This window comes from Pseudoalteromonas sp. MMG033 (assembly GCF_057197785.1).
On record NZ_CM170070.1, the window covers coordinates 418575 to 435629 of the forward strand.

General features: G+C 42.5%; 11 protein-coding genes. 2 read left to right on the plus strand and 9 right to left on the minus strand.

Going from position 1 to position 17055, the window contains the following annotated elements; translation table 11 throughout:
• Positions 1 to 74 precede the first annotated feature (74 nt).
• Together AC2CZC_RS01895 and AC2CZC_RS01900 are read left to right on the plus strand one after the other, a co-directional pair.
• On the plus strand, positions 75 to 1604 hold the full coding sequence (locus tag AC2CZC_RS01895; RefSeq protein WP_484583631.1) for a hypothetical protein: 1530 nt from the start codon (positions 75 to 77) through the stop codon (positions 1602 to 1604).
• A gap of 607 nt (positions 1605 to 2211) precedes the next feature.
• Positions 2212 to 3927 (plus strand): alkaline phosphatase D family protein, encoded by a 1716-nt coding sequence (locus AC2CZC_RS01900; RefSeq protein WP_484583632.1) that lies wholly within the window; start codon positions 2212 to 2214, stop codon positions 3925 to 3927.
• A gap of 56 nt (positions 3928 to 3983) precedes the next feature.
• Here the strand turns inward: AC2CZC_RS01900 and AC2CZC_RS01905 are convergent, their stop codons facing one another.
• From AC2CZC_RS01905 to AC2CZC_RS01945, 9 genes are all read right to left on the minus strand, one after another.
• Positions 3984 to 5192 (minus strand): MFS transporter, encoded by a 1209-nt coding sequence (locus tag AC2CZC_RS01905; protein WP_484583633.1) that lies wholly within the window; start codon positions 5190 to 5192, stop codon positions 3984 to 3986.
• Between the two features lie 131 nt (positions 5193 to 5323).
• Complete coding sequence (gene hrpB / locus AC2CZC_RS01910; RefSeq protein WP_484583634.1) at positions 5324 to 7759, minus strand: ATP-dependent helicase HrpB; 2436 nt, start codon at positions 7757 to 7759, stop codon at positions 5324 to 5326.
• A 77-nt stretch (positions 7760 to 7836) separates the two neighbouring features.
• Positions 7837 to 9684 carry a GGDEF domain-containing protein gene (locus tag AC2CZC_RS01915; protein WP_484583635.1) on the minus strand — a complete coding sequence of 616 codons (1848 nt, stop codon included), beginning with the start codon at positions 9682 to 9684 and terminating at the stop codon, positions 7837 to 7839.
• Positions 9681 to 10574 carry a hypothetical protein gene (locus AC2CZC_RS01920; RefSeq protein WP_484583636.1) on the minus strand — a complete coding sequence of 298 codons (894 nt, stop codon included), beginning with the start codon at positions 10572 to 10574 and terminating at the stop codon, positions 9681 to 9683. The genes AC2CZC_RS01915 and AC2CZC_RS01920 overlap by 4 nt, the downstream gene beginning before the upstream one ends.
• A 237-nt stretch (positions 10575 to 10811) precedes the next feature.
• Entirely contained in the window at positions 10812 to 12020 is a 1209-nt protein-coding gene (locus AC2CZC_RS01925) for an ABC transporter permease (RefSeq protein ID WP_484583637.1), read from the minus strand.
• Positions 12021 to 12029: 9 nt separating this feature from the next.
• The gene (locus tag AC2CZC_RS01930; RefSeq protein ID WP_484583638.1) at positions 12030 to 13364 is read right to left on the minus strand and encodes an ABC transporter permease; all 1335 of its coding nucleotides are present in this window, start codon (positions 13362 to 13364) and stop codon (positions 12030 to 12032) included.
• Between the two features lie 10 nt (positions 13365 to 13374).
• Entirely contained in the window at positions 13375 to 14058 is a 684-nt protein-coding gene (locus AC2CZC_RS01935) for an ABC transporter ATP-binding protein (protein WP_063362047.1), read from the minus strand.
• Between the two features lie 327 nt (positions 14059 to 14385).
• A complete protein-coding gene (locus tag AC2CZC_RS01940; RefSeq protein ID WP_484583639.1) occupies positions 14386 to 15597 on the minus strand; it encodes an ABC transporter permease in 1212 nt (403 codons plus the stop codon).
• Positions 15598 to 15609: 12 nt separating this feature from the next.
• Positions 15610 to 16941 carry an ABC transporter permease gene (locus AC2CZC_RS01945; protein ID WP_484583640.1) on the minus strand — a complete coding sequence of 444 codons (1332 nt, stop codon included), beginning with the start codon at positions 16939 to 16941 and terminating at the stop codon, positions 15610 to 15612.
• Positions 16942 to 17055 lie beyond the last annotated feature (114 nt).

Below are 17055 nucleotides of genomic sequence, written 5' to 3' on the forward strand. Positions count from 1 at the left end.
TAAAACTTACCATAAATATTTTATTCAACCTACCGACAAGTGCTTTGAAATTACAACTAAATAAGGAAAGGAAAATGAAAATTAAGCCTTTAGTGCTTGCTTTGGTCAGTATATATAGCTGTCAATCTTATGCTCAATCAGTCGCCCACCTTAACTTTGAACAGTCTCTGGAGAATATAAAAGTAAACTATGGCGATGTGACGTCGATCGCTAGGACAAATACCAACCCTATCTCTGGCGAATACAGCCTACAGGTGAACGCGCACAGTCATTTTGAAATCGAGCGCTCGTTCGAGCTTAATCAAACATTTATACAATCTACGCCATTCAAAGTCAGCTTTGACGTACAGTTACCAGCACTTGCAAGTGCGCAATTTGCTCAAGACATTTTATTCTATACCTCATTTACCATTGAGTTTAGTGATGGCAGCGAAATGCAAGTCTATGGCTCTGACGCACATGTTATTCCGCCACAAGCACAAAGTATTCACTCTTTTGATGCGAAAACCACATTGCCAAAAGACAAAAAAATCAAACAAGTGTCCGTGCAATGGAGCATGCATCTACTCGAAGAAATGCCCGTCATCTTTGATAATATTTCAGCCATATTGGGTGAAAACCAAGGTGAAGCCAGTACGGTGATCACCCACTTCCCAATTCAAGGTGACTTTGAGTCTGCTACACAGGCACAGTTGAATCACCATTTTAGTGGCACACCTTCGCTCATTCATCACCCAACAACATCAGGCCAAAATGCGGTGCAAATAAATGCAGATGACAATGGCCGTTTTAAATTGAGATTTGAAAAAAATAACCTATTTATTGTCCATTCAACACCTGAATTTCTAGCCACATATATCACTGTACATAACCCAGGCAATGAATCACTTGCCGTCAATTTTTCTGGTCGAGCAGACTACACCAAAGCGTTTTCAGGGGCTGCGAATACCATCGCAAACTACAACACACTCGAACTCGCTGCAAACGAAACAAAACGCGTGCCTTTGATGCTCGATTTTAGTGATGACTATGACACTTCAGCCATTTCATCTGTACATTTTGACATTGAATCCAACGATCTCATTGTGATCGATGACATAGATATGTACAGTGCATCGACAAAAGTGGATGGGGCCATGTATCAGGTATTGAATGATTATGAATCTGGCCACATTGATTTCACAACACGCTATCCGGATGACGTCACAATCGCCATTAACCAAGACTCACCACTTTATGGCGACAAGAGCCTTGCACTCTCTCTATCACCATGGCGACAAGCCAGTTACTCACATTTAATCCCTTGGGGCCAAGCGGTGTTTGCAAGTCAGCTCCACACGCAATTAGACCTCAATGCCAACCAAGCAGAGTATGGGAAACCAATCCAAGTGTGTACGGATGTTTATTACCATGGCGGGGAGCGAACGTCTTTTTGTGAAGAGCGTATATTGGGTAATGGCAGCTTCCAAATAAACGAGCTATATCAGCTTGACCAGAGTAAAGCACTATATCGTTTACTCGTTAGAGTCAGATCATTTAGTAGCTCACCAGCTGAAGTAAATATTGATAATTTCTCATTAAAGTACTGGCGTCATTTTCAATAAATCTAGGTACTGAACAGACAACACACCTAAAGATTTTGGTATTTAAAAACAAAAAGCGGCACCGTAAGGCGCCGCTTTTTTTAGCAAATTTCATTTCTTAACACGATAAATTCAAATTAACTTTGACTTATCGTACCGCAACCACTTACACAATTGTGCAAAAATGCCTCTTGCCAATTTGAACTGAGTCCTCAATGGGCAAGTCAACTTTCTTGCTATTCAATTAAGCGAGTTTGTGATTTTTAGTTTTAACTTTATTTGCAAAATCCTTTTACTTTGCAACTTTGTAAAAGTACGCGGAAAATACAATTACCAGCTAAAAATACCCAAAATTGACGACAAACACAAGCAAACAAAGACCAAATAAAAAAATAAAAATTGTTTATAAATAAAATAATAAAACTCAAACTTTCATAACCTTACAAACATACCTCCACCTTTTACAAGTCTAAAAAAAGACCTTAGACATAATTTTGCCATGTTTCTGACAACGCAGTTTCACTTTTGGGAAATACACTGCTTTTTGTCAAGCAGGAAGCACCCCACCTACATATCTCTAAGGGCCAAATCAACAGGGAGGACGAACAATAATTTTTTAGGAATTACAATGAAGCAATCTAAATTAGCATGCGCAAGCATACTTTTAGGGAGTGTGAGTTTACATACCGTCGCCGCCCCTGAAGTACCTTATGAGCAATGCCAATCCAACTTTAGCTACCAACTTGCTCGCTATCAAGGCACTACAGATAAGAATAATAGTAATAGCCAGTGGTGTTATTTAAAACAAGCTATCGATGGGCAAACTTGGGGCAATGTTCGCACTGAAACCATCCCAGAATTCAAAACAGTATCTGGAAAGTCATGCCTAACACCTTCCATATTTCAAGGTGAGCGCTTTTATGGCTGTGCGACCATTAACAACGATGAACCATGGTGTTATACCGATGAGCAAGGAAGTTGGGAAGCATGCGCCCCCGTTGAAAATGAACCGCTTTTATCGCATACCCATCCTCAAGCAAGTAAACGCCTGGACAGAGTTGCACTGGGCTCGTGCTTTAAAACCAAAGGCGATATGCCTCAAGCACTGGCTAAATTAATTTCACATCAGCCAGATTTATTTCTTTGGTTAGGTGACAACATTTATGCCGATACCACAGATATGGATTCCATGCGGCAAAAATATGATGATAAAAAACGTAACATTGATTATCAGAAATTCTTGGCTGCAAAAATACCTGTTATGGCAACATGGGACGATCATGATTACGGTGCGAATAACGACGGTAAACATTATCCACAGCGTGTCTCCAGCCAAAAAGAATATCTTCGCCACTTTGATGCACCAGCAAATGATCCAAGGTTAAATGGTCAAGCTGGTGTTTACGAAGCAAAAATGCTTGGGCCTGCAAATGAGCGCACCCATGTGATCACATTAGATGCCCGTTATTTCCGCTCACCGACATTTACTAACTATGGTGCCTGTGAAGGAGATAAAACAACCATATTAGGTGAGCAACAATGGCAATGGCTTGAGCAACAGCTCAATACGCCATCTGAGATAAAGCTCATCGCCAGTGGTATTCAGTTTTTACCACCGCTTTATCAAGGCCTCAGTCGAGACAAATATTGTGCATATGGTGATGGACAACAATTCGAACAAGCCATTGCTGAGCTGAATGAAACAGGTCTATCGGGAACCAGCTACGAATCATGGGCAGAGGTGCCAACAGAGCGCGCCAAACTACTGCGTTTAGTACAAAAATCGATAAATTCAGGCAAGACCAAAGCGGTTATTTTCCTCTCCGGCGATCAGCATTGGGGTGAGTTGTTACAAAAAACAATTCCAAAAAGCGCAGAACACGGCGATGCCGTAACCGTCTATGAAGTGACAGCCTCAGGGTTTGGTCAAAATTGGCCATATCACATTGAAAACCCATTAAGACTCCCTGTTTACGCGGATACCAAAGGCAGTGGCCAATATGACCAAGCGTGTCAATTCCCATTCACTTATGGCGGAACCACCTACCGAGGCTGTACCACAAAAGATCATGACCAGCCTTGGTGTTACACCCAAGTGGATGACAATGGTAAAGGTATTGCTGGAGAATGGGGAAACTGTGCGCCTTCAGGTGCCACTATTCCCACAGGTCAAGTGGGTATTGTGAGTGATAACGTCAGTAACTTAACCACCAGCGACAGGCATCTGATTAATAAGTCGGGTAGCAACTATGGTATGGTTGATATCGACTGGCAAAACAAACAAATTAAACTGTCGATTCAGACCACTGAAGAAGAAGCCGTATCGACCATCATCAACTTCTAATACATAAAAAAGCTCCCATCACGGGAGCTTGAATCCTTGGCACTTTAACCTGCCCCCTATTCACTTGCACTTTCTGCTAACTTGTAAAGGTAAAGTGCTTTTACACTGGCAATTGCCATCGCAATGAACAACACAGCGCCACTGCCCCAATCAAGTAGTACACCACCAACAAGTGGCGCAAATGCAAAGCCCAATGAACATAAACCTGCCGCGCCAAAATAACTCGCTTTTAAATGGGACGGTGCCATACGGTCAATATAAATATTGATATTTGAAAACATAATGGCTTCACTGAAACTCAATACTGCGATAGCACCAATCCAGCCCCAAAAGCCATAAACGGGATTTATCGCCATCATCACTTGCGATAAAACCAAAATACCACCGCCACAATATAAGCGAGACTGAATACTCCAATTGCGCATCACATGTAATAAAGGGAATTGGAAAATAACAATGACCAGTGAGTTGGTAATAATCAAACTTGAAACCAGTACTGCAAGTTCAGGAACCTCAGCGCGAGTCAGATACTGAACTAAGCTTGAATCGCCCTGCCCATAAACCAAATACACCAAGAATGTCGCCAATAAAACCCATAAAAAACGCGTGTCTTGACGCAAAATAGCAAGCCAAGATTTAAAGCTTGGTACATGAGCTTGCTGCGCACTGTCCTCGTTTTTCACCGCACCTGATTGCTTTAAAATTAATGCCAGTAACAGTCCTAAGTACGCAAATGCAGTGTAAATAAAGCTAAACTGCTCCCCATTGAGTCCAGCCCATAGACCAAACAGAGGGCCAATTGCTGCGCCCACATTCACTAAAAAGTACAGTAAATGCAAGGCAAGCTCCCTATCTTGGCCATTGCTGAGTTCATCACTTAACAGTGCTTTACTGGGCGCATCCCACAATGTTCTGGGCATACATGCAAAAAAAACAGCGAGGCAAAATGCCCATAGTTGCTCTGCTAATGCTAAGGCTGTAAAAGCGAGCACACCAACGATGGCTGCCGTGTATAACAACGCAAACCGACCAAACCTATCCGCTAGATTACCCGTATAAAAACCAAGTAATACCGCAAACACCGCAGATCCTGTGAGCAGTACACCGACCTCTGTGGCACTTAAACCATATTTGCTGTAAAGAATTACCGCGAGAAAAGGCCAAACCATATAGTAGCTGGCTCTCACAAAAAAATTGCCAAGTAACATAACCCATACGAGCGGCGTGAATCGACCTATTTGCGAAGAGAATTGAGTGAGTTCCATCTGAATATCCTGTTGTTTATTATTTATCTTTTACGGCCAGACTAAAACCTCAAGTTAAGTTTAGGTAAAGGTGTTTTTTCGTTTTTTCTAAAAAAATTCCCCCGCAGATTAACAAACGGGGGAATGCGCTTTTACATACGGCTTTTAACTTTATTCGTGGCAGTCGCTGTCGCGGGGTCATCGGGCCAAAAATGCTTGGGGTACCTGCCCTTCATTTCCTTTTGTACGTCTTTGTAGCTTGATTGCCAAAAGTGTGCGAGATCTTGCGTCAATTGCAACGGCCTTTGTGCAGGTGATAACAGCGCCATCAAGACGCTCACTTTCCCCTCGCAAAGTGTTGGGCTTTGCAACATCCCGTAGACTTCTTGTATTTTAACTGCCAAGCGCGCGGCCCCCTCTAATTGATATTCAACTCGGATTTGAGAACCACTAGGCACCTTAATTCTCTCTGGTAACAACGTATTTAATTGTTGCTGCTTTTGCCAATCTAGGCGAGTAAGCAAGGCATTTTTCAAATCGAGTTTTTTAAGCTGATTATACTGTTTAACCTCACTCAAAAATGGCGCTAACCACTGTGATAAATCTGCAATTAAGTCTGACTCAGTGCTGGTTGGAAATGTATCTGGACAATGCTGTGCAGCCAATTGCATGCGTATCAGCAACTGCTCAACGTCGCCATAAGCAGAGAAGATGCTTAAGCCCTTTTCTTTAATAATTGACACCCATGCCTGTGTTCTTTCAGCTTCATTTAACGGTGATGAGCTCGGCTTAGCACTGAGCACCCATTGCCCTAAGTACACTCTGTCTTGATGTAAAAACTGGGTCTGCTTTTGATCAAACTCACAAACCGTTTTTTGCTTAAATAAGTAAGGTAAAACCGCTTCAAGTAAAGTCGGTTGGAACTCAGTTGCACTAAAAATGGTTTGACCTTGTTGACCGCCCAGCTCTGCAATGGCCAAATAGTCACAATCTTGCCAAAACTCATTGTGGGCGTTTACACCCGCACCATTTGCTAAAACAAACCCATTTCCACGTCGCTTTGCCAACCTATCAGGGTAAGCGAGCGCCACAACAATGGCCAAATGCTCAAGTGCGAGCTCATTGGTCTTATACGATATATCGGCACGCTTACACCAGTATTTCAACTGCTTAGTAAATGTTTGAGGCGCATTGTGGTGCAATTGATTGAGCGCAAGGCTGAGCTCCGGCACACATTTCACTCGGCTATCTTGTAGCGCCATAAAATAACAGGCCAATAAAGTGATGCCGGGTAGTTGTGTTTCAAGCGCTTGTACTTTGAGCAGCATATGCGCAAACCTTGGCTCACTGCCCATTTGCTGCATGCGCTTACCAAGGGTCATTAGCTTCCCTTGATTGTCAATGGCCTCCAAATCTATCAGCAATTGCTCAGCTTGCTTGCGCTGAGCATCCGTTGGCATATCCAATAATGGTAAATCAGATATCTGAGTTCCCCATACTTTGGACTCTAAAATCAGTCCACTAATATCTGAACTCAAAATATCCGGTTTATCATGTGCATCGCGCCGCTCAAACAGTGCTTGGCTACCTAAACGATACACCACGCCTGACTCTATTCGTCCTGCACGACCCGCTCGCTGCACTGCGGATGCTCGCGAAATGGAGACGGTTTTTAGTTCAGTCACGCCCGTTTTTAAATTGAATACGGCTGCGCGGCGCTTTCCAGAGTCGACGACAACTCGGATCCCTTCAATCGTTAGTGATGTCTCAGCCACATTCGTTGTCAGCACGATTTTACGCTCACCGTCAGGTGCTGGCGCAATGGCTGCTTGTTGTGCGCTTTTATCTTGCTCACCGAATAGGGTCGCTATATGCACTTTAGGCTCGCTATCTAACACGCCTTGCAATGCATTAGCCACGTGACGTATCTCTTTTTGACCGGGTAAAAACACCAAAATACTGCCATTTTCTTCTTTCAAAGCTTGGCGTATCACCGGGGCGATTTGCATCAACCACTGGCTTTCGTCTTTGACTGGAATATATTTTTGCTCGATTGGGAAACTGCGCCCTTCAGAGCAGATCAGCGGGCATTGTAAAAATGTTTGATAACGTTCACTATCAAGCGTTGCTGACATGACTAAAATCTTCAAATCATCTCTGAGCGCTGCTTGCGTTTCTAGCGCAAATGCCAAAGCTGTATCAGCCGCCAATGAGCGTTCGTGAAACTCATCAAAAATCAGCAAATCAATGCCCGTTAGCTCAGGGTCTTGCTGTATCATTCGCGTCAGCATTCCCTCAGTGACAATTTCCAACCGAGTTTGTTCAGATATTTTGACTTCTTGGCGTATTCTCAAACCGACTTGATGACCTAACGTCTCATTCAGCTGGCTGGCTAAATATTGGGCAATATTGCGCGCAGCTAGACGCCGAGGTTCCAACATCACAATACGTTGATATTGACCTGACTTCATTAGATTAAGAGGTAACCAAGTGGATTTACCAGCACCAGGTGGAGCTTGTAATAACACGGTTTCATGGGCATTGAGGTGGTCGACTAACTCGGAAAAAACAGCTTCAATTGGGAGCACAGCGGACTCAAGTTTTAACAGTGTATAGATGCAACTAGTTTACCATGCTACTGGTATTGTTATGCCAATTTTTACGCTTAATAGCTGGTTGACGCGATCACTTGGCCACTATTAATCAAGCTTCGATAGTCTTCATTTAACTGTTTAATAGACGAGTTTAACGGCTGATTAAGGCTTTGTAACCCGACCCAAGCATTACGATGTTCTTTTTTCGCCATATATAAGCCATTATCAGCAAGTTCAATAACTTGCTCCCAACTCAAAGCATTATTCACACCATTCGTCAGTGGGTACGGCGCAAACCCGATAGAGCAAGTGACTTGAATAGGCTGCTCATTAACCACAAATGGAAAACACTCCACTTGTCTGCGAACTCGCTCTACTGCCTCTATGGCCTCATTGTGCGTCATATTCGGCATCACGATTAGAAACTCTTCTCCGCCCCAGCGGATCACCAAATCACTTTCTCGGGTGCACTGCTTTAAAATATCGGCAACCGTTTGCAGCACAATATCCCCTGCTGCGTGGCCATAGGTGTCGTTTACTCTTTTAAAGTGATCGATATCCAGCAAGCAAAATATCATTTCTTGTTTGTCGCTGTTCATAGACACGTCGGGCTTAATTTGAGCATCAATCACACTAAAAAAGTAATGACGGTTATTTAACCCTGTTAAGCTATCAGTAAAACTCAAAGCTTGCAGACGCTTATTTCGCTCTGCAAGCTCTTCTGTGCGCTCTGCAACCTGTTGCTTCAGTGTGATGAGATAACGCTTGTTTTGCCAGCGCCAATATCCAAAACCAACCACCAATGCAATTAACAACAGACCAAGCACGCCTCGCTGCTGCGCAAGATGTGCATTATCAATCTGCTGCTGGTGCTGAATAAGTTGTTGCGCTTGAAGGGCATTGTCTTTTTCCAATACGCTCAGCTGCTGCTTTTGTGCTGCGAGTGAATACTGAGCCTCTAACTGCAAAAGCTTATTGTTACGCTTTTGCAAATTAAGCGCTTGCTGAGACAATGCAAAACGCTTTAAATACAAATGTGCTTGCTCAAAATCACCGAGTTGTGCATACGCCCCAGCTAAAATATTTTGCAACAAGGATTGCTCAGTTAAAAAACGAGTACCAAAGGTGTCATTCAATGCCTGTTTCGCTGTATCAATGGCCAGCGCAAAATCTCCTGCTTGCAAAGCTGCCGTAGCCCCCATCAATTTATAACGGACCCGTAAATGCAAGTTACGTTTAAGTACCGGCTGCTTTACTAAGTCAGAATTGATAAGTTGACGGGCCTTTTGATACTCTCCAATACTCAAATGTGCCCAAGCTCGTGCTAACGCGAGTTTGCTAGTTAGCAATGTATATTCGTTTAATGTGGCATCATTCAGGGTCATCAGCGCTTGGCGATAGCTGCCTTTGAGTAAATATAAAGACCCCTGCCAAAGCACATACTCACCCATTAACGCATGGGCTTTATCGGCTGCAACCTGTTTTGTTATTAAAAAATAAGCTTGGTCAAGCAGCTGCTGAGCATAGCGGAATCGTTCCAAATCCATTTCAAGCTGTGCCATCGCTAGGTAAATTTGTACTTCTAAAGTGGGTAAGTTTAGAGGTTTAGCAATATTCAGAGCATCATTATGCAAGACCAAACTGTGCTTATAATCTCCGAAGTGTTGGCGGATTAACCCTTCTAACAATAAAGACCGCGCTTGTAAGTCTTTTGCCCCCAGTTGCTTTGACTGCTCTCTGAGCACTCGCACTTGCGGTAATAAATTAAGATCATAATCCTCTTTGAGGCTATCTGTTAAATGCATCAGCATTTTTGACAAGTCTTCACGCTGTGAGGAGTTTGACTCAAGACTTATATTGGCCCAAGCCCCAAAGCTCAACACACAGTACCCCAGTAAAAAATAGAGACTTTGTTTCATCGTGCAGCCTGACTTGGGTACAGCATTTGCTGATTCACATATTGCCAGTCCTCAACTAGGTGATTAATAAACCCAGACTGTTGCAGCGCTTTATCCAAGACGCCTTGAGCACGTAATATTTTTAAGCCGCGATTGAGCGCAGCAAAAATCATTTCGCCCTGCGGATGATTCTTGCTTACAATAAAATGACGAGAATCAGGCAGCATCATTTTAATATTTTGAATAGGCACATACTCTCGGCCATCAAAGTTGAGCAGCAGATCTTGGCTAACACTAAAGTTTATAAGCATGGCATCGACGACCTCCGTTTCAACCATATTCAGCATAGTCTCCCAAGGCCCTATAAAGCTAACAATATTGATATCTGTGTTATTTAAAGCACGCCAATCAACCCGCCATCTTGGATTAGCAACCACTGTCAATTGTTCTAGCTGCTCTTGTGGCAAGTTTTGCAAAGCAACATTGCGCCTGGTCACATACAAACCGGCCTCGTACTGGCCAAATTTAACCAGTGCGTCACTCACATAGAGCGACCCTCTATAATTAATAATATCTTCATGCCAAACACTGCGCGCCAAAATTAGGCTATCTCCCGAAATCATATCCGAAAACTCAATGATATTTACCGACGGTTTAGGATTAAAAACGACCTCACGGGTTTCTCCTCCCAAAAACAGCGCTTGCTGGAGCAAGACCATTTCAATAATTTCAATATGGGAACCTTTTGTCGTGGGATAAAATGATTTGACGTCTAGGGGGGAGCGGCCATTAAGAAACTCATTATAACGCTGACTGAAGTTTTCACTGCTCATGATATCAACAACCAATTGATTATGAGCATAGAGATGACACGTATATAAACTGAGTATCCCCCAGATCAGCCACTTCATGTTTACCCCGCAATTTCTTACCAACTCTTCTAAGAGTATACTAAAACCAACGGCTAAATGTTAACTTAAAGCAAACACAAAAATAAGCTTTTTTTACTACTTTATAAAATTAGACTCAATAACAAGCACATAAAAACCAAACTCATTCATTCGTCTCGTTTAATAAATATTGAAATAGATTATTGATAAGCCACTCTATCAAAGAAAACGAATTACTTTGATAGAGTGTGAGGAGAATTAGACCGAACGCGTCGCAGTCGCTGGGGAAATATTCGCTGCGCTATACGCCGTAGGGATCACCGCGACTAGGCTAGCTGCCAAGACACTTAAGCCTCCATAAAGAAAATACTCAAATGGTACTGAGTCCACTCGGAAAATTTCCATCAGTTTGACATTTAATAACACAGCCATAAGACTGCCTACAATTACACCAGTGCCAGCAACCAAAGTACTTTCAATGATGTAATACCTCATAATATGAGATTTACTTGCACCTAATGCTCTTCTTGTGCCTATTTGACGACGGCGTTTCATCAAAGTAAAACGTGCTTGTCCAAACACACCCAGCATGGTTAACATTATCAGCCCCACCGTCACGCTCATAAGAATAATGAGTGATGACTCCATGCCTTTATAGCCTTTTTCACGTGTGTCTTTGAACTTTTCTAGATCAGCGACAAATCGACCCGGCTGTTGCATTAGTAAATCTTTGACATCCTCCATAGCTTGTTCAAGCTCGCCTGGTTTTGCTTTAATCATAAGCTTACCTTCATTAGCATAATGATAAGTTGGCAATACGATGCTACGCTCATTCCCAGTCCAATCAGGCCATACAGCAACCAGCTCCTTGATTACACCGACAACCTGATAAGGTTGTGCATTAATATACACTGTCATACCTGCTGCCCCAGCCCAATCCTCTCGTGAAATCCACTTGGCCAAGCCTTGTGTCACTAGGATTGAATTTGGACGTTCGTGGTAGTCAAGCTGCGCAATTTGTACTTCGCTATCTTCAAACCCTCGACCAGCAACGATCTCTAGACCAAGCGTATCGATAAACTCTTTTGAACCAGTATAAGTACCCGCCTGAGCGATATAACTGTCTGGGTCTATCGTCGCATTTATCGAGTCAAATAGTCCCCAGCTAGTCAGTGGGATTGAATTCACGGCAGTCGCATTATCAACACTATCTAAACTTTGAATTGCCAATAAATCTTGTTGTATCCGCGCTGCATTTTCATCAGGGGCAACTGGAAAGTTTGTTCGTAGGGAAAACAAGACTTCTTCGTCAAGACCGCTTGGCACTTTCAGCTCATGTAATTTAGATGCCGCCATAAAAGAGATATTTATCAAAATAGTGAAAGCCACAGCAATTTGCATGATCAATAGCAGTGGGCCGGTTTTATTCTTCCATAACGTTTTAAGTATGGGTGCGAGATCCTTCATCTTACGCTCCTATAAACTTTTAAGTTGACTGGATAATTGAACTCGAACTGCACGATAAATCGGCCAAAGTCCAAATAGTAAAGACGTCCCAACTGCAAGCAAAATAGTACTCACCATCAAGGTCAAATCCATCGTCATCACATTCACATGATACTCTGGGTACATTTCTGTTAAGGCTGAAAGCCCTAGCTGCGCGAGTATCAAGCCTATCACACCACCGAAGAAGCCTAGCAAAGCTGATTCAAAGCCAAATTGTACTGCAATGTTTTGCTTTGTGGCACCGACAGCGCGGCGCAAGCCAACTTCGCCTCCTTTACCGTGAAACTTGGTCATCATTAAGCTCATTACATTACACAAGCAGGCAAATAAAAATGCCAGCGCAAAGCCTATTCCGATTTTATTTTCTTCACTAACAGCGCCTTCCTCTTCTAAAAACTCTGTCACAGACATGAGTCGGTTAGGCTCAGGCCGATTAAAGCGTCCCACTTTTCTTTGCTCTTCAGTGTAGTCCTCCATAAACTCGAAATAATCATGCTTTTTTTCCTCAGTCTCAAACTCTAGCCAAAACTTTATCCAGACACATTCAGATAGCATGACTTCTTGTAAAGTCGAAGTTGGGCCATCTCCCCAACAATTCCAAGGCATAGATGTTGGCGAAAAGAGGTTATTTCTCATTTGTGATTCAAAAGGGACAAAATAGGGTGAGGTCGGTTTATACATATCGAATTCGTTGACATAAAACTTCGGGGTCGGCTGCCAGTCGTCTATGACACCCACTACACGATACAAATGTGATCCGACAATAACATGTTCACCTGTAGAGTCAGCCCCCTGAAACAAGCGATCGTTTTCTCTTTTTGATAATACGATGACAGACTGACCTTGTGTATCAGCCTCTTCACTCCAAGTCCCCCCATGAATGAAAGGCGCACCAAAAACACTAAAGAAATGACGACTCGTAGAACGAACTTCATGCAACTGTGCTGTTCTTACATCCGCATCTTCCACTCTTATCGTAGCTGCAAAGTTTGTAAAAGGAACGTGTTTATCGGCTCTGTCAGCAGCGATAAGCGCCATAGTGTCTCGGTAAGTCAGCATACTAGGAATGTCTGGATCACCATTTCTTCTGTGACTGATTGGCTCTGCGGGATCCCAAGCATTTAAATGTACCATAGCGACACGTTCACTTTTGTGGGGTAAAGGATTTTTACCCATCATATATCCTACCGTGATAGTGATCATGGCGGCAGCTATCCCGATGGCAATTGTACCTACCATCAATAAGCTCAACAGAGGCGTTTTTTTCAAACTGAGCCAAGCTAACTTAAAGTAATAATTACCCATTAGCCTATCCCTATGCTGTCATTGCAACTTTTTGCTCGCTCAGGTGGCCATCTCGTATCTCTACAATTCGACCCGCTTGCTGCGCCTGCTCCATATCATGGGTCACCATTAAAATACTGGTGCCTTGCTTATTAATATCTTTGAGCAGAGACATAATGCCGTCTGCCATTTTAGAATCAAGATTTCCGGTCGGTTCATCGGCAAGTAGAAATGAAGGGCTGCCAGCCAAGGCTCTTGCAATCGCAACACGCTGCTGTTGGCCGCCCGACAACTGTTGAGGGTAATGGGATTTGCGCCCGGCAAGACCAACTTGCTCTAACGCATTTAACACTCTTTCTGAGCGTTCTTTCGCGTTAAAATCTCTATACCTAAGTGGCATTTCAACATTATCAAACAGATTAAGCTCTGGGATAAGATTAAAACTCTGAAAGATAAACCCTATTTTTTGATTTCTTAGCGATGATTTTTGTTTATCCGATAATCCTGTGGTCTCTTTTTCATCTAAAAAGTATTGCCCCTCAGAGTGCTCCTCTAGCAAACCCGCAATATTTAAAAATGTCGTTTTCCCGGACCCTGAAGGCCCAACGACAGCAACAAACTCTCCTTGCTTAATTTCAAGATCAAATGGCTGTAACGCCTGAGTTTTGATCGTGTCAGTGATGAAAGACTTAGCAACTCCCCGCATTTTTAACATGGCATTTCCTTTAACTCTATGTATTAATTATTTTGCACTACTGGGCTATTACTCCTGATACCGAAGCACAAGAAGGCAATATAGCCAGCTGATTTTTATAGTTTTTATTTAACTTCTCTGTTCAATTGGGTCAGATAGTACCCAAAAAACAAACTGAAATTATTGTAAAGCAAAATAGATAAAATAAACACAAAATTAATATTAATTTCACCAATAAAACTCAGTGACACACCACGATAAGCAGAGAATATATCTACTAATATTTCATCATCAAAGAGAAAAAGTTAAGAGGGAGAAGCTCACATATCGCAAGCTTCTCAGTGAGAGTTACACTGTTCGTGTTGCTTCTGCAGGGGAGACGTTTGCTGCTTTTACTGCAGGCTGAATTACCGCAACGAAGCCAGCAATAAAAATAATAAACCCACCATATATTAGATACTGCATAGGAACTGGAGATAACTCCAAATGTTCAACAATTAAATTATTAGCCAAGATTGTCAGCACCATACCAATCGCAATACCACACGCAGTTATCACCATATTTTCAATTGTATAATAGCGAATGATCTCAGCTCTGCTCGCACCAAGCGCACGTCTGGTACCTATTTGTTTTCGACGCTTTAAAACCGCGAATCGTGCTTGACCAAAAACCGCCAACATAGTGATGAGTGACAAGCCTATTATGACTGCTTGCAACGTCGCATAGGCGGCATTTTGTGCTTGGTAGGCGGTTTCCTTCAACTCATTCATCGATTTTAACTCATCTATGTAACGCAATGGGTCCTGCATCAACAACTCCACTACCTCCCTCATACTGTTCTCAAGCTGTCCTTTATGCGCTCTGACCAGCACGTTCATATCACTCATCACGAAAATGGTTGGATAGATCACATTATTATTTTTCTGCGGCCAAAAGTTCCAAGGGCCAACCAAGTGTTCTACGATCCCGCGAACATTTTGCGGTGATTGATCTAGATATACCGTTTTCCCAAGCGCTTTGTGCCAATCTTCGGGATACAGTTCTTGAGCAAGCGCTTTCGTAATGACAATGTCTACAGCACTATCTGCAGTAAAAACACTCACAACTTCTTCATCGACCAGCGAAAATCCCTCTCCGGCAATCAAATTTAGCCCCATTGTGTCGAGTATTTGATGGCCTCCGGTAAAAAAAGCAGCTTTCGTTATATAGCCTGCTTCATTTGGATCTAATCTAATTTCAAATCCACCACCTCGATGGGAAAGCGGAATTGAACTCACGGTCGTTACCTCTGCAACACTATCAAGTGCTCTGATTGACTCTAAATCCCTATACAGACTGGCCACCCTTTCTTGCGCATTTTCACCCTTGAGTGACATTTGAAATGAGAAAAGCGTATCTTCCGCTAAACCACTTGGGTTATTAAGCTCTGTACGCTTTTCCACCATCAAATAGATAGCGTTGACCAAAATTGTAAACGTAACTGCAACTTGTAAAATAAGCAGCAACGGGGTCATTTTTGAGTGTAAAAGAGACTTGATAATGGGCTTAAGATCTTTCATTTTCGTCCCTTTTTATAAACTTTTTAACTGACTAGATGGTTGGATTTGACATGCTCTATATATTGGATAACCACCAAATAAGATACTCGTCGTAATAGACATTAATATCGTTATCATCACAAGCTCAACATTCATTGTCATCAACTGAGCATTTAAATGACTATATACTTGCGCGGTCACTGATAAGCCAATATTGGCAAGGACTAGCCCCACAACTCCACCAACAAAGCCGATGATCATCGCTTCACAACTAAACTGCCACGCAATATCCTGCTTACTCGCCCCTATAGCGCGCCGCAAGCCAACTTCAGATCCCTTACCATGAAACTTTGTCATCATTAAACTCATACAATTCAATAGGCAAGCGATTAAGAATGCACCTGCTAGCCACACTGCAATCTTACTATCACTGCCAACGATTTTACTGTATTTAATAAACTCATTCACATTTAACACACGGTTCATTTGCTCTCTTGGAAAACGCCCTAATTCGCGTTGCTCCATCGCATAATTATTCACAAAGTTTAAGTAATCGCCGCGCTGTTCTGCCGACTCTAATTCAACCCAAAAATACAGCCAAACACACTCTGAGTTAAGCACCGAGTTCAACTCACTTAAGTCATAGCCGCCCCAGCAATACATACTGGTATCTTTTGTCGATAACCATTCATTATTTATCTGAGCACGAAATGGGATAAACATATCACGAGCTTCAGCAAACATTTCTGGGCCCTCTAGATAGAACCTGGGTATTAATGGCCAATCATCCAAAACCCCCACCACGCGATGTAAACGACCACTAATTAATACTTCTTTACCTATAGAATTTTGCCCGCCAAATAATCTTTCATTTCGCTGTTTTGATAAAATCACCACTTGTATTCCTTGTTCATCCTCAAGGGACGTCCATGGGGTACCATATAAAAACGGCGCTTCAAACATGTCAAAAAACTCACGCGTTGTAGGCCTGATATAAGTAGATATAGCTTCAGATATAGGTTGTGTAGAGCTACGTGCCATTGCTTTATGGCTACTAATAATAGTCTGATTAACGCCAACTTTTTGTCTATATAAATTCATTGCATCCTGATATGTGACAAACACAGGAATGTCTTCCTTACCATCTCGCATCCGAAACATTTGTTCCTGACTCCATGAGCTTAAATGCACCGTGAACAAGCGGTCGCTCTTACTTGGAATCGGATCCTTATTCATCATATAACTGACGGTATAAGTAATCATAGTTGCCGCTATGCCGACTGAAATCGTCGCAATCATCAAAAAGCTTAAAAGAGGCGTTCTTTTTAAGCTAAAAACTGCAAGTTTTATATAATAGATCAACATACTCACTCCTAATACCTGTTAACTTTTTTTATATAACAAGACGGTAAAGCGTACTCACCAGCTAAAACTGAGTTGTGTGTAGGTAATAAAGTTTGACTTTGAGAGGTATTGGAC